Origin of the sequence: Benzoatithermus flavus (assembly GCF_037908215.1) — a bacterium.
Taxonomy (GTDB): domain Bacteria; phylum Pseudomonadota; class Alphaproteobacteria; order Geminicoccales; family Geminicoccaceae; genus Benzoatithermus; species Benzoatithermus flavus.
Window position 1 is genome coordinate 77,102 of record NZ_JBBLZC010000001.1, and the last position, 14,017, is coordinate 91,118.

Annotated in this window: 13 protein-coding genes and 1 tRNA gene; 11 read left to right on the forward strand and 3 right to left on the reverse strand. The window is 68.9% G+C overall.

What is annotated here, in order from left to right; all coding sequences use genetic code 11:
* The first annotated feature begins 59 nt into the window (after positions 1-59).
* Together U1T56_RS00355 and maiA are read left to right on the forward strand one after the other, a co-directional pair.
* A tRNA-Arg gene (locus U1T56_RS00355) sits at positions 60-136 on the forward strand.
* Between the two features lie 112 nt (positions 137-248).
* Positions 249-887 (forward strand): maleylacetoacetate isomerase, encoded by a 639-nt coding sequence (gene maiA, locus U1T56_RS00360; protein WP_418157440.1) that lies wholly within the window; start codon positions 249-251, stop codon positions 885-887.
* A 54-nt stretch (positions 888-941) separates the two neighbouring features.
* Here the strand turns inward: maiA and U1T56_RS00365 are convergent, their stop codons facing one another.
* The 3 genes from U1T56_RS00365 to aroQ form a co-directional block, all read right to left on the reverse strand.
* Complete coding sequence (locus U1T56_RS00365) at positions 942-1,595, reverse strand: CoA transferase subunit B (protein WP_418157441.1); 654 nt, start codon at positions 1,593-1,595, stop codon at positions 942-944.
* A 22-nt stretch (positions 1,596-1,617) separates the two neighbouring features.
* Positions 1,618-2,322, reverse strand: a complete 705-nt coding sequence (locus U1T56_RS00370; protein WP_418157442.1) for a CoA transferase subunit A — start codon at positions 2,320-2,322, stop codon at positions 1,618-1,620.
* A 147-nt stretch (positions 2,323-2,469) separates the two neighbouring features.
* Complete coding sequence (aroQ, locus tag U1T56_RS00375; protein WP_418157443.1) at positions 2,470-2,916, reverse strand: type II 3-dehydroquinate dehydratase; 447 nt, start codon at positions 2,914-2,916, stop codon at positions 2,470-2,472.
* A 337-nt stretch (positions 2,917-3,253) separates the two neighbouring features.
* On the opposite strand from aroQ, the gene U1T56_RS00380 reads away from it, so the two are divergent.
* The 9 genes from U1T56_RS00380 (at position 3,254) to U1T56_RS00420 (ending at position 14,006) form a co-directional block, all read left to right on the forward strand.
* Positions 3,254-4,279, forward strand: coding sequence for a sugar-binding transcriptional regulator (locus U1T56_RS00380; RefSeq protein ID WP_418157444.1), 1,026 nt, complete (start codon positions 3,254-3,256; stop codon positions 4,277-4,279).
* Positions 4,260-5,699 (forward strand): extracellular solute-binding protein, encoded by a 1,440-nt coding sequence (locus U1T56_RS00385; RefSeq protein ID WP_418157445.1) that lies wholly within the window; start codon positions 4,260-4,262, stop codon positions 5,697-5,699. The genes U1T56_RS00380 and U1T56_RS00385 overlap by 20 nt, the downstream gene beginning before the upstream one ends.
* Before the next feature lie 82 nt (positions 5,700-5,781).
* The gene (locus U1T56_RS00390; protein WP_418157446.1) at positions 5,782-6,708 is read left to right on the forward strand and encodes a carbohydrate ABC transporter permease; all 927 of its coding nucleotides are present in this window, start codon (positions 5,782-5,784) and stop codon (positions 6,706-6,708) included.
* A gap of 1 nt (position 6,709) precedes the next feature.
* A complete protein-coding gene (locus U1T56_RS00395) occupies positions 6,710-7,567 on the forward strand; it encodes a carbohydrate ABC transporter permease (RefSeq protein ID WP_418157827.1) in 858 nt (285 codons plus the stop codon).
* A gap of 5 nt (positions 7,568-7,572) precedes the next feature.
* Positions 7,573-8,679, forward strand: coding sequence for an ABC transporter ATP-binding protein (locus U1T56_RS00400; RefSeq protein WP_418157447.1), 1,107 nt, complete (start codon positions 7,573-7,575; stop codon positions 8,677-8,679).
* A 12-nt stretch (positions 8,680-8,691) separates the two neighbouring features.
* On the forward strand, positions 8,692-9,828 hold the full coding sequence (locus U1T56_RS00405; protein WP_418157448.1) for an ABC transporter ATP-binding protein: 1,137 nt from the start codon (positions 8,692-8,694) through the stop codon (positions 9,826-9,828).
* Positions 9,825-11,393 carry an FGGY family carbohydrate kinase gene (locus U1T56_RS00410; protein ID WP_418157449.1) on the forward strand — a complete coding sequence of 523 codons (1,569 nt, stop codon included), beginning with the start codon at positions 9,825-9,827 and terminating at the stop codon, positions 11,391-11,393. Before U1T56_RS00405 ends, U1T56_RS00410 begins: the two co-directional genes overlap by 4 nt.
* Positions 11,390-12,454 (forward strand): 2-hydroxyacid dehydrogenase, encoded by a 1,065-nt coding sequence (locus U1T56_RS00415; RefSeq protein WP_418157450.1) that lies wholly within the window; start codon positions 11,390-11,392, stop codon positions 12,452-12,454. Before U1T56_RS00410 ends, U1T56_RS00415 begins: the two co-directional genes overlap by 4 nt.
* Positions 12,455-12,476: 22 nt before the next feature.
* Positions 12,477-14,006, forward strand: a complete 1,530-nt coding sequence (locus tag U1T56_RS00420) for a glycerol-3-phosphate dehydrogenase (protein WP_418157451.1) — start codon at positions 12,477-12,479, stop codon at positions 14,004-14,006.
* The last annotated feature ends 11 nt before the right edge of the window (positions 14,007-14,017 follow it).

The following is a 14,017-nucleotide window of genomic DNA, read 5'->3' on the forward strand; positions in this document are numbered from 1 at the left end:
GCTATGCCGCAGAAACGCTTGGCCTTGGGGTCGGGGATGCGCTACAAGCCCTGACGGAGGCGCCCGTAGCTCAGCCGGATAGAGCACAGGATTCCTAATCCTGGGGTCGTGGGTTCGAATCCCGCCGGGCGCACCAATCCTCCAGGGGCTCGGCGGTATCGCGGAATTCGGCAGCCTCGTCCCCGTCCATCTCCATGGCCGTCGATGGCGCCAGCGGACGGGGCTTGCCGGAACGTGGCGAGGGCAGCATGCGCCTCTACGGCTATTTCCGCAGCGGCACGTCGCATCGCGTGCGGATCGCGCTCAACCTCAAGGGGCTCACTTACGAGACCGTGCCGGTGCATCTGCTCAAGGGCGAGCAGCGGCAGGAGAGCTATCTCGCCGTCAACCCGCAGGGGCTGGTGCCCACCCTCGAGCACGACGGGACGCGCATCGGCCAGTCGCTCGCCATCATCGAGTATCTCGAGCGGATCCACCCCGAGCCGCCGCTTCTGCCCAAAGACCCGGCCGGGCAGGCGCGGGTGCGCGCGCTGGCCTTGATCTGCGCCTGCGACATGCACCCTTTGGGCAACCTGCGCGTGCTGCAATATCTCAAGAACGTGCTCGGGCTCGACCAGGAGGCACGCGACGCGTGGTGCCGCCACTGGATGGCAACGGGCTTCGAGGCGCTGGAGGCCCGCCTTGCGGGCGAGCCCGAAACCGGGCGCTTCTGCCACGGCGATGCGCCCACGCTGGCCGACGTCTGCCTCGTGCCGCAGGTGGTAGGCGCGCAGCGCTGGGGCACGGATCTCGGCCCCTACCCGACCGTCCGTCGCATCTTCGATGCCGGCATGGCACTCGACGCCTTCGTGCGCGCCATGCCGGCGAGCCAGCCGGACGCGGCGTGAGCGAAGGAGCGCGCGGGCGCCACGGGCGGACGGATCGGACAGCGTGGCGGCCGCTCAGGCGGCCTGGCGGGCGTCCTCGACCGGAGCGGCGGTCCTGGCCCGGACCTCCTCGAGCGTGACACCGGGCGCGAGCTCGAGCGCGCGGAACGTCCGGCCGGTCTTGCGGGTCACCGCGAACACCCCGAGCTCGGTGATCACCAGATCGACCACCCCCGCCCCGGTGAGCGGCAGGGTGCAGCGCTCCAGGAGTTTCTTCTCCCCGTCCTTGGCCGTGTGCTCCATCACCACGATCACCCGCCTCACCCCGGCCACGAGGTCCATCGCCCCGCCCATGCCCTTGATCATCTTGCCCGGGATCATCCAGTTGGCGAGGTCGCCGTTCACCGCCACCTGCATCGCCCCCAGGATCGACAGGTCGATGTGCCCGCCGCGGATCATCGCGAAGCTCTGCGCCGAATCGAAGTAGCTGGTCTTCGCGAGCTCGGTGATGGTCTGCTTGCCGGCGTTGATCAGGTCGGGATCCTCCTCGCCCTCGTACGGGAACGGCCCCATGCCGAGCATGCCGTTCTCGCTCTCGAGCGTCACCTCGATCCCTTGCGGGATGTAGTTCGCCACCAGTGTGGGGATGCCGATGCCCAGGTTGACGTAGTAGCCGTCCTTGAGCTCACGGGCGGCGCGCGCCGCCATCTCGTCCCTGCTCCAGGCCATCTTGCCTCTCCTCTTCTTCCGTTCAGGCGGGGCGCTTGCGGGTGGTGCGCTGCTCGATGCGCTTCTCGTAGTGCCGACCCTGGATGATCCGATCGACGTAGATGCCGGGGGTGTGAATGTGGTCGGGGTCGAGCTTGCCGCATTCGACCAGCTCCTCGACCTCGGCCACGCACACCCGCCCCGCCGTGGCGGCGATGGGGTTGAAGTTGCGCGCGGTCTTGCGGTAGACGAGGTTGCCCTCGTGGTCGCCCTTCCAGGCCTTGACGATGGCGAGGTCGCAGACGATGCCGCGCTCCATGATGTAGGTCTCGCCGTCGAACTCGCGGTGCTCCTTGCCCTCGGCGACCAGGGTGCCGACCCCGGTCTTGGTGAAGAAGGCAGGAATACCGGCGCCACCGGCGCGGATGCGCTCGGCCAGCGTCCCTTGCGGGTTGAACTCGACCTCGACCTCGCCTGCGAGGTATTGGCGGGCGAACTCCTTGTTCTCGCCGACGTAGGAGCTGACCATCTTTTTGATCTGGCGGCGGTCCAGGAGCTTGCCGAGCCCCCAGCCGTCCACCCCGCAGTTGTTGCTGACCACGGTGAGGTCCTTGACGCCGCTCTCGGCGATGGCCTCGATCAGGTGCTCGGGGATGCCGCACAGGCCGAAGCCGCCGGCCACGATCGTCATCCCGTCGCGCAAGAGGCCCGAAAGCGCGGCCTGCGCATCCTCGTATACCTTCCTCATGGAACGCCTTCCCAGCTGGCGATGGCCGCGAGGCGGGCCGGCGCCCTCCCCGCGCCGAAACGCAGGCATCCTCCTTACGGGCTCGGCCGGCGCGGGGCAATGTTTCGGATGGCTCCGCCCACCCGGCGGCAGAGCCCGTGGCAGGTCCTAGACCGGTGCCGCAAGCAGACGGGCCATGGCCTCGAGCGCCAGAACGTAGCCGTGCGACCCCAGCCCGGCGATGACGCCTTTCGCGACCAGCGAGACATAGGACGTGTGGCGGAAGGGCTCGCGCTGGTGGATGTTCGAGAGATGGACCTCGACGATCGGTCCCGAGAACGCCTTGAGCGCATCGTGGATCGCGATCGAGGTGTGGGTGTAGGCGCCGGGATTGACGACGATCCCGCCCGCCTTCTCCCGCGCCTCGTGGATCCAGTCGATCAGCACCCCTTCGTGGTTGGACTGGCGGAAATCGAGCGCGAGCCCGAGCCCTGCCGCGTGCCGCCGGCAGGCGACCTCGATGTCGGCGAGCGTCTCCGCGCCGTAGATGTGCGGCTCCCGCTTGCCGAGCAGGTTGAGGTTGGGCCCGTTGAGGACGAAGACGGTATGCGCCATGATCCGATCCTTCGCGAACCGCCCCGCCCGGCGACACCTGCAGCAGAGCTTCTCGTGCACTCTCGCCGGGGTCGGCAGCAGATGACGGCCATCCTATAGCGGAATGCTTCCCGGTCCGTGAAGCCGCCCGGGCGACCTCCCTTCGATGCGGCGACAGGTTTCTCCAAGCTTCTTGCCGGACCGCGCCACGAACCCGTCAGCGGCGATCGGCCCGACACGCCGGCCGATCTTCTACCGGCCACCGGACAGCGCTTGACAGCCATCCGGTCTTGCGGCACCTTTTGAACAGCTTTTCATCATTCGAACGAAAGTTCACGCGCGCGATCAGGGAGCGCCCGTGCAGCAGGATGAACTCAGCCTCGCGAGCCGTGCGGCCTGGCTCTCCTACGTAGGCAACTACACCCAGGAGGAGATCGCCGGGCGCCTCGGCGTGTCGCGGATCAAGGTCAACCGCCTGATCGGTCAGGCGGTGCGGGCCGGGCTGGTCCATGTCTTCGTCGAGGGCACCGCTGCCGAGTGCATCGAGCTCGAGGAGAGTATCGCCCGGCGCTGGGGCCTCGCCTTCTGCACCGTCGCCCCGATGGTCGACGAGAGCCCGCTGCCGCTCGCGACCCTCGCCGCCGCCGGCGGGCACTGGCTGCACCGCACGCTGGAGACGGGCCGCGTCTCGCTCGTCGGCGTCGGTCACGGACGCACACTGGGCGCGGTCGTCGCCAACCTGCCGCGCACACCAAGGCCGGGCGTGCGGTTCGTCTCGCTCTTGGGCAGCCTCACCCGGCATGCCGCCGCCAACCCGTTCGACGTCATCCACCGTCTCGCCGAGATCACCGGAGCCGAGAGCTATTTCCTGCCGGCTCCGTTCTTCGCCGACAGCGTCGAGGACAAGCAGGTGCTCATGGCCCAGCGCAGCATCGAATCGGTGTTCGCGCTGGCGCGCGCGGCCGAGCTCGTCATCGTCGGCATCGGCGAGGTCGGGCCGGAAGCGCACTTGCGCACCATCGGCATGATCACGCCCGAAGAACATGCCGCGATCGAGCGCGCCGGTGCGGTGGGCGAGGTGCTGGGCCGGTTCCTCGACGCACGCGGCCGGCCGGTGATGGCCGAGATCAACGAGCGCGCCATCGCCGTCCGGCTCGAGGAACTCAAAGGGCGGCAGATCGTGGCGATCGCGGGCGGGCGCGGCAAGGCCCGGGCGATCGCCGCCGTGCTCGAGAGCGGCCTTCTTACCGGCCTCATCACCGACGAGGCCACCGCCCGCGAGATTGCCGCCATCGGCCATGCCGCGGCCGGATCCGGAGCAGTTTTCCATCCGACGACCAGAGTCACAGCAGGGAGAGCTCGGGATGCACGAGAAGGAACGTGATCTTTTTGCGGCCTTCGCCGCAGGGCGCATCGGGCGGCGCGAGCTGCTCAAGAAGGCCGGTCAGATGGGCCTGAGCGCCGCGGCCGCCGGCTGGTTCGCCAACGAGGCGATGACGCGGGCGCTGGCCGCCGACTTCGACTGGCAGAAGCATAAAGGGAAGACCATCAGCCTTCTGCTCAACAAGCATCCCTATACGGATGCCATGATCGCCAACCTGGACAGCTTCAAGAAGCTGACCGGCATGGACGTGAAGTACGACGTCTTCCCCGAGGACGTGTACTTCGACAAGGTGACGGCTGCTCTGTCCTCGAAGTCCTCGCAGTACGACGTCTTCATGACCGGGGCCTACCAGACCTGGCAGTACGGCCCGGCGGGCTGGCTGGTCGATCTCGCCGAGTACATCCAGGACCCGGCCAAGACCAACCCGGGCTACAACTGGGACGACATGCTGCCGAACCTGCGCGCCGCGACCGCCTGGTCGGGCGTGCCGGGTGCCGAGCTCGGCGGCGCGGGCTCCAAGCAGTGGGCGATCCCGTGGGGTTTCGAGCTCAACTCGATCACCTATAACCGCAAGTTCTTCGACGAGCTCAAGATCCAGCCGGCGAAGAACCTGCCCGAGCTGGTCGAGCAGGCGAAGATGATCTCGGCTGCGGGCAAAAGCTACTACGGCATCGGCGTGCGCGGCTCGCGCTCCTGGGCCACGATCCACCCGGGCTACCTCTCGGCCTTCGCCAACTACGGCGCGAAGGACTTCGAAGTCTCGGGCGGCAAGCTCAAGGCGGCCATGAACAGCCCCGCCGGCAAGGAGATGACCCGGCTCTGGGTCGACATGATCCAGAACGGCGGTCCGAAGAACTGGGCGACCTACACCTGGTACCAGGTCGGCACCGACTTGGGTGCGGGCGCTTCGGCCCAGATCTACGATGCCGACATCCTCGGCTACTTCATGAACGGCGGCGACAACAAGGAGAAGGGCAACCTCGCCTACCATGCCTTCGCGCCCAATCCCAAGGCCACGGCACCCACGCCCAACGTGTGGATCTGGTCCTTGGGCATGAGCAACTTCAGCAAGCAGAAGGATGCGGCCTGGTATTGGATGCAGTGGGCGAGCGGTGTGGAGCACGCGCTGTTCGGCGCCCGCCAGATGGACTTCGTCAACCCGGTCCGGGCATCGGTGTGGAAGGACGAGGCGTTCCGCGCGCGGATCGCAAAGAGCTATCCGGGCTATCTCGAGCAGTACGAGGCGAGCGCGCCGGGCTCGAAGATCTACTTCACGCCGCAGCCGCTCTTCTTCAACCTCACCACCGACTGGGCCGCAGCGCTCCAGAAGATGGTGGCGAAAGAGATCCCGGTCGACGAGGGCCTGGACCAGCTCGCCGAGAGCATCAACCGCCAGCTCAAGCAGGCCGGTCTCGGCTGAGCCGGACCGTCCGACGCCGCGGCCCGTCCGCTGCCTCGAGCGGCGGGCCGTCGGCAGGCTTCGCGTCATGGGACATCACGGCATGGCCACCACCACCCTCACCGCCACCACCCTGCCCCGCCGCCGTCGCATCGGCCGCGCCGTGCTGCCTTATCTCCTGTCGCTGCCGGCGCTCGTCGTCTGCATCGGCATCCTGATCCCGTTCTTCACGGCGGTCTGGTACTCGCTGCAGCGCTACAACCTGAACCTGCCGTTCCTGCGGGGCTTCATCTGGCTCGAGCAGTACCAGGATCTCCTCTTCGACGCAGCGTTCTGGAACACGGTCCAGGTCTCGCTGCTCTACACCGTGCTCACCGTGGGCGTGGAGCTGGTCTTGGGGCTTGGCATCGCCATGCTCCTGCGCCGTCCGAGCTGGCTCAACAACGTGCTGAGCATCGCGCTGATGCTGCCGCTCATGGTGGCACCTGCCATCGCCGCCCTCATGTGGAAGCTCATGACCCATCCCGACTTCGGGATCCTGAGCTACCTCGTGAGTCTTCTGGGCGTCACCGACTTCCGCTGGGCCTCGGCGCCTTCGACCGCGCTCTTCACCGTCGTCCTGGTCGACGTCTGGGTCTACACGCCCTTCATGATGATCCTGCTGCTCGCCGGCCTGCGCGGCCTGCCGCGCCAGCCCTTCGAGGCTGCCGAGCTCGACGGGGTGCCGCCGAGCTTCGTCTTCTTCCGCATCACCCTACCGATGCTCACCCCCTACATCATCACCGCCGCCTTGTTCCGAATGCTCGATGCGATCCAGCAGTTCGACATCATCTACGCCATGACCCAGGGCGGCCCCGGCGACAAGCTCATGGTCTTCCAGGTCCAGGCCTACCTCGAGTTCTTCCAGAACATGAACGTCGGCCGCTCGGCCGCCATGCTGATGGTGCTCTGGCTGATCGCCAACGTCCTCTCCACCCAGTTCATCAAGCAGTGGCTGCGCCTGCGCGAGCGCGCCCATGGAGCCGCCTGAGATGATGCGCGAATCGCCCTTGAGCCGCATCCTGCGCGGCCTGGCCCTCCTCGTGGTGGCGCTCTTCTTCCTGTTCCCGATCTTCTGGGTCCTCTTGATGTCGTTCCAGACGAACGAGCAGATCCTGAGGATTCCGCCGTCCCTCTTCTTCGAGCCCACGCTCGGCAATTACGTGGCACTGGTCTCGGGCAAGCTCGAGACCGCCGCCGGCACGCTCGAGATTCCGTTCATGCGCAACCTCGGCAACAGCGTGCTCCTGAGCGCCGTCTCGGTGGCTCTCTCGCTGGTTCTGGGCGTGCCCGCGGCCTACGCCTTCGCCCGCTTCCGCTTCCGGCTCGGCGAGAACATCGCCTTCACCCTGCTCTCCTTCCGCTTCGCCCCGCCGCTCCTGGTGCTCCTGCCGCTCAGCCTCTACTTCCAGGACCTCGGCCTGAACGACACCTACACGGGCCTGATCTGGGTCTATCAGCTCATCTCGCTGCCGCTGATCCTTTGGATCGTGCGCGGCTATTTCGAGGACATCAGCCCCGACATCGAGCATGCCTATCGGATCGACGGCCATAGCTGGTGGCGCACCTTCACCCGGATCGCATTGCCCTTGGCCCGGCCCGGCATCGCGGCGGCAGCGCTCCTCGCCTTCATCTTCTGCTGGAACAACTTCATCTTCGCCCTGATCCTGGCCTCGGCCGACAAGCAGCCCGTGACGGTGGGGGCGCTGGCCTTCGTCACCGCCTCGGGCATCCAGTACGGCCAGATCGCGGCCGCCGTGATCCTCTCCGTGACACCGACCCTGCTCCTCGCCCTCTACGCCCAGCGCTACCTGGTCGAGGGTCTGTCCTTAGGTGCGGTGAAGGGATGACCGCCATGACCACCCCCCGCCTCGCTCTCGATCGCCTCCGCAAGCGCTACCGCGACACGGTCGTCCTCGACGACGTCTCGCTCGAGGTCGCGGCCGGCGAGACGGTCGTGGTCTGCGGCCCCTCGGGCGGCGGCAAGACCGTGCTGCTCCGCCTGATCTCGGGCACCAGCAGCCCCGATGCCGGCGACATCCGCATCGACGGCGCCTCGGTCCTGAATCTCGGGCCCGAGGAGCGCGACGTCGGCATGGCGTTCCAGAACTTCGCCCTCTACCCGCACCTTACGGCGTTCGAGAACATCGCGAGCCCTTTGCGCGCTCACGGCCTCGCCGAGGCCGAGATCAAGGAGCGCGTCGGGTCGATCGCGGCCCTCCTGCGGATCGGCCACGTGCTCGGGCACCGGCCGCGCGAACTCTCGAACGGCCAGAAGCAGCGCACGGCCCTGGCGCGCGCGCTCGTGCGCGGACCCGGTGTGCTCCTCCTCGACGACCCTTTGCGCAACGTCGACGCCAAGCTGCGCTACGAGATGCGGCTCGAGCTGCCGCGCCTTTTGGGCAGCTTCGGTTCGGCCGTGATCTACGTCACGCAGGACTACAAGGAGGCGATGGCGCTGGGCCAGCGGATCGCCGTGCTCAGGGGCGGCCGGTTCGAGCAGGTGGCGGTGCCGCCCGCGATCTACGACCGGCCCGCCAATGTCGAGATCGCGCGCCTGTTCGGCGATCCCACCATCAACCTCTATCCCTGTCGGCCGCAGGCCATGGGCGGCGGTACGATCGTCGAGCTCTTCGGCGACCGGCTGCCGCTCGAAGCGGCTGCGGGCGGCCTCGCCGGGCGCGACGTGCTCCTGGGCGTGCGCGCCGAGGACGTCGAGGTGACGCTCGAGCCCGTGCCGGGTGCGGTGCCGGTCGAGCTCGACGCCGTGACCCCGCTCAACGTCCGCGCCGTGCTCTACCTTCGCACCCGCGACGGCAAGGAGCTCCTTGCGACCGTCGCCGAGGACGAAGCGCCCCGCTTCGGCCGCGGCCATCGTTCGGTCTGGGCGCGCGTGACCCCGGACCGCTTCCTGATGTTCGATCCCGCGAGCGGAGCCCGGCTCCTGCCCGTGGCTGCTTGAGGAGAGACGGGCATGGCGAGCCTCGTCCTCGACCAGGTGACGAAGACCTATCCCGCGCGCGGCAAGCCCGCCGTGCTCGCCGTCGACCGGTTGAATCTCACGGTGAACGACGGCGAGATCGTGGGCCTCCTCGGCTCCTCGGGCTGCGGCAAGACCAGCACGCTTCGGATGATCGCGGGCTTCGAGGGGGTCACCTCGGGCAGTATTCGCATCGGCGAGCGGCCCGTGCACATGCTTCTGCCCAAGGATCGCGGGGTCGCCATGGCGTTCGAGGGTTACGCCCTCTACCCGCCGCTCACCATCCGCGACAATATCGGCTTCGCGCTTCTGCGCGAGCGGCGGCCACGGGCCGAGATCGCGGCCCGTGTCGGCGAGATCGCACGGCTCCTCGAGATCGAGGACATTCTGGACCGTTACCCGCCCACGATCTCGGCCGGCCAGCAGCAGCGCACGAGCCTCGCCCGCGCCCTCATCCGCCGCGCCCCGGTCTCGCTGCTCGACGAGCCCATGTCGCAGCTCGAGCCGCAGCTCCGCGCCATCCTGCGCGCGCGCATCAAGGACTACCTGATCGAGCACAAACTGACGACCGTGTTCGTCACCCACGATCAGACCGAGGCCATCGCGCTCGCCGATCGGATCGCGGTGATGGAGCAGGGTGTCTTGCAGCAGTTCGCGACCCCGCAGGCGCTGAAGGAGGAGCCCGCCAACCTGTTCGTCGCGAGCTTCATCGGCGAGCCGCCCATGAACATCCTCGACGTGCGCCCCGCCGACGGCGGCCTCGCCGTGCTCGGCCTCGACGGCAGGCCCGCCTTCCACGTGGCGCTCGCCGCACCCATGACCGCCCGCCTCGCCGCCCATGCCCGGCAGGGTGGGCTCAAGCTCGGTATCCGGCCGCACCGGGTGCGCGTCGGCGACCCGCGCGGGCTCGCCGCTACCGTGGTCTCGAACCAATGGCTGGGCGATCAGACCCACCTCGCCCTCGATCTCGCCGGCTGCTTCCTCGTCGTGGTGGCGCACGGCCATGTCCGCAGCGCCATCGGCGAGCAGGTCCCGGTCGGGCTGCCGCTCGCCGCCATGCACGTGTTCGATGCCGAGAGCGGCAACGCCCTGGTCCACGGCCTCGATACGCGGGAGGCCGCCGCGGCATGAGCCGGAAGGACGTCATCGTCGGCATCGACGCGGGCACGTCGGTCACGAAGGTCGTGGCCTTCGACCTCGACGGCAACGAGCTCGCCGCGGTCGGCCGGCCCAACCGCTACGAGGAACTGCCGGGCGGCGGGGTCGAGCAGGACATGGCCCGCACTTGGGCCGACACGGTGGCCGTCTTGCGCGAGCTCGCCGAGGCCGTGCCGGGCTTGCGCGAGCGGGCAGCAGCCCTTGCCGTCACCGGCCAGGGCGACGGCACCTGGCTCTACGACGAGGCCGGCGAGCCCACCGCCCCGGCGTGGCTGTGGCTCGACTCGCGTGCCGCCGGCATCGTGCGCGAGCTGGATCGGAACGGCGTGCGTGCGCTGGCCTACCGGCACACGGGCTGCGGGATGAACGCCTGCAACCAGTCGGCCCAGCTCCTCTGGCTGAAGCGCCACGCTCCGCACGTTCTCGCCCGCAGCGCCACCGCCTGCCACTGCAAGGACTGGCTCTATTTCAAGCTCACGGGGCAACGCGTCACCGACGTCTCGGAAGCCATCTTCACCTTCGGCGACTTCCGCACCCGCACTTATGCGCCCGAGATCCTGACCGCCATGGGCCTCGAGGCCGAGCGCCGGCTGCTGCCCGAGCCCATCGACGGGACGCGCACCACGCACCCCTTGAGCGCTGCAGCCTCGGCCGCGACCGGCCTGCCCGCAGGCCTGCCCGTCGCCTTGGGCTTCGTCGACGTGGTCTGCACCGCCCTGGGGGGCGGCATCTACGAGCCCGGCCGCGCCATCGGCTGCTCGATCGTCGGTTCCACCGGCATGCACATGCGCTTCCTGCCCGATGTGGCCGAGGTCCGGCTCGGTCGCGAGCCCGCCGGCTACACCATGCAGTTTCCCGTCCCCGGCAGCGTGGCGCAGATGCACTCCAACATGGCGGCCACGCTCAACATCGACTGGGTCGTCGATCTGGCACGCCAGGCAGCGGGCCTGCTCGGCCAGGAGGTCGACCGGCGCGCCGCGCTCGCCACCCTCGATGCGCGCGTCCTGGACGCGAAGCCCGCCGCCACCCTCTATCATCCCTATATCCACGAAGCCGGCGAGCGCGGCCCCTTCCTCGACGCCGCCGCGCGCGCGAGCTTCACCGGGCTCTCGACCCGCGTCGGCTTCACCGACCTCGTCCGCTCGGTCTACGAGGGCCTGGCCTTCGCGGCGCGCGATTGCTACAGCGCCATGGGTCACGTTCCGGAGGAGGTCCGGGTCGCCGGCGGTGCCGCGCGCTCGAAGGCGCTGAAGACCATCCTCGCGAGCGTCCTCGGTGCGCCGCTACGCGAGAGCCACCGTCAGGAGGCCGGTGCCGCCGGTGCCGCCATGATGGCGGCCGTGGCGGTGGGCGTGTTCCCCGACATGGCGGCGGCAGCTTCCCGCTGGGTGACACCGCTTCTGGGCGATCTCGTCCGGCCCGAGCCCGAACTCGCCCGCCTCTACGATCGTCTCTTCCCCCTCTACGTCGCGACGCGCACGGCCATGCCCCCGCTCTGGGCCGAGCTCGCGAGCCTGAAGAACGGAGATGCGCGATGAGCCAGCGCGAGATCGCGATCATCGGCGACCGCTTCATGCTGCCGGACGCCTTCACGGCTGCCCTCGAGCCCGTGCTGGATGCGGACTGGCGCGTGCGGACCCTGGAACTGCCCTGGCCCGACGAGCCCATGCACCACGGCTATGTCGGTACGGACGGCAGGCCCCCGGCCCCCGGCCTCGAGGGCCTCAAGGAGTACATGGGCGAGCCCGACGCCATCGCCGAGTTCATCGGCGACGCGGAGGTGCTCGTGAACCATCTCGCCCCCGTCACCGGGCCGATGCTGGACCGGCTGCCGAGGCTGAAGCTGATCGCGGTGAGCCGCGGCGGCCCGGTCAACATCGACATGAATGCCGCAAGAGAGCGCGGCGTTCTCGTCGTCAACACGCCCGGCCGCAACGCCTCGGCCGTGGCCGAGTTCACGATCGGCGCCATCCTGGCCGAGACCCGGCTGATCCGCGCCGGCCACGAGGCGCTGCGCCAGGGTATCTGGCGCGGCGATCTCTACCGGGCGGATCTCACCGGCACCGAGCTTTCCGAGCTCACCGTGGGCCTGATCGGCTACGGCCATATCGGCACGCGCGTCGTGAAGCTCCTGAAACCCTTCGGCTGCCGCATTCTGGTCAACGACCCCTACAAGGAGCTCGATCCCGCCGACGCCGCCGATGGTGTGGTGATGACCGACCTCGACACGCTCCTCGCCCGCTCCGACGTCGTGAGCCTCCATGCGCGCGTCACCGAGGAGACCAAGGGCTTCCTCGCCGCCCCGCAGTTCGCCCGCATGAAGCGGGGGGCCTATTTCATCAACACCGCACGCGGGCCGATGGTGAACTACCAGGACCTCTACGAGGCCCTGAAGAGCCGGCACGTCCGCGGCGCCATGCTCGAGACCTTCTGGCAGGAGCCGCCGCCACCCGATGCGCCGCTACTGAAGCTCGACAACGTGACGCTTACCCCTCACATCGCCGGCGCATCCACCACCACCGTCCGCATCGCCGCGCGCATGGCGGCCGAGGAGGTGCGGCGCTGGCTTTCAGGCGAGCCGCCGCTCAATCCCTGCTGACGGCAGCCCAGCGGAGCCCCGCATGGACCAGTTCGACCTCGTCGTGATCGGCGGCGGCGCCAATGGCGCCGGCATCGCCCGGGATGCCGCCGGCCGCGGTCTTCGCGTCCTCTTGTGCGAGAAGGACGATCTCGCGCAGGGCACCTCCTCGCGCAGCGGCAAGCTCGTCCACGGCGGCCTGCGCTACCTCGAATATTACGAGTTCCGCCTCGTGCGCGAGGCCCTGATCGAGCGCGAGGTCCTGCTCCGCGCCGCCCCGCACATCATCTGGCCCATGCGCTTCGTCCTGCCGCACGTGCCGGAGATGCGCCCGGCCTGGCTCGTGCGGCTCGGCCTCTTCCTCTACGACCATCTGGGTGGCCGGCAGCTCCTGCCACCGACCCGTACCATCGACCTCGGGCGCGAGCCCGAAGGCAAGCCGCTCAAGCCGCAATACCACAAGGCGTTCGAGTATTCCGACTGCTGGGTCGACGATGCGCGGCTCGTGGTCCTGAACGCGCTCGATGCGAAAGCGCGCGGGGCCGAGATCCTGACCCGCACCGCCGCCGTCGGCGCCCGGCGCGATGGGAACCTGTGGCAGGTCGAGCTCGAGGACCGGCGCGACGGCCGTCGCCGCCACGTCCGTGCCCGCGCCGTCGTGAACGCCGCCGGCCCCTGGGTCGAGGAGGTGCTGGGCCGGGTCGAGGGGGCGAGGAGCACCCGCCGCATCCGCCTGGTCAAGGGGAGCCATCTCGTCACCCGGAAATTCTGGGAAGGCAGCCACGCTTATCTCCTCCAGAACACCGACAAGCGTGTGATCTTCGTGAACCCCTACGAGGGCGATCTGGCCTTGATCGGCACGACCGACATCCCGGTCGAGGGCCGGCCCGAGGACGCCCTGATGGAGGAGAAGGAGATCGCCTATCTCCTGGACGTCCTCGCCCGCTACTTCGAGCGGCCGCCCGGCCGCGCGGATATCGTCCACGTCTTCAGCGGAGTCCGCCCACTCTACGACGATGCGGCCGAGAACCCCTCGGCCGTCACCCGCGACTATGTCTTCGACGTCGAGCCGAGAGCGCCCGAAACCGGCCAGGCTCCGATTCTCTCGGTCTTCGGTGGCAAAATCACGACCTATCGCAAGCTCGCCGAGCACGCGCTCGACAAGCTCGCCCCGTTCTTCCCCGGCATGGGCCGGGCCTGGACGGCGGATGCCGCGATGCCGGGCGGCGACATCGAGAATGCCGACTTCGAGGGCTGGCTGAAGCGGTTCCACGCCGCCCATCCCTGGCTGCCAGCAGCTCTCGCCCGCCATTACGGCCGGCTCTACGGCACGCGCGCCGAAGCCCTCCTCGCTGACGCGCGCCGCCTTACCGACCTCGGCCGGCATTTCGGCGGCACGCTCTACGAACGCGAGGCACATTGGCTCATGGCCGAGGAATGGGCCGAGACCGCCGAGGACATCCTCGAGCGCCGCACCAAGCACGGGCTGCACCTGACGGCGGAGGAGAGAGCCGCGTTCGCCGCCTGGCTCGAAGCACAGCAGGCGAAGGCCCCGGCCCGCCGCACGGCCTGAGAGGGACGATC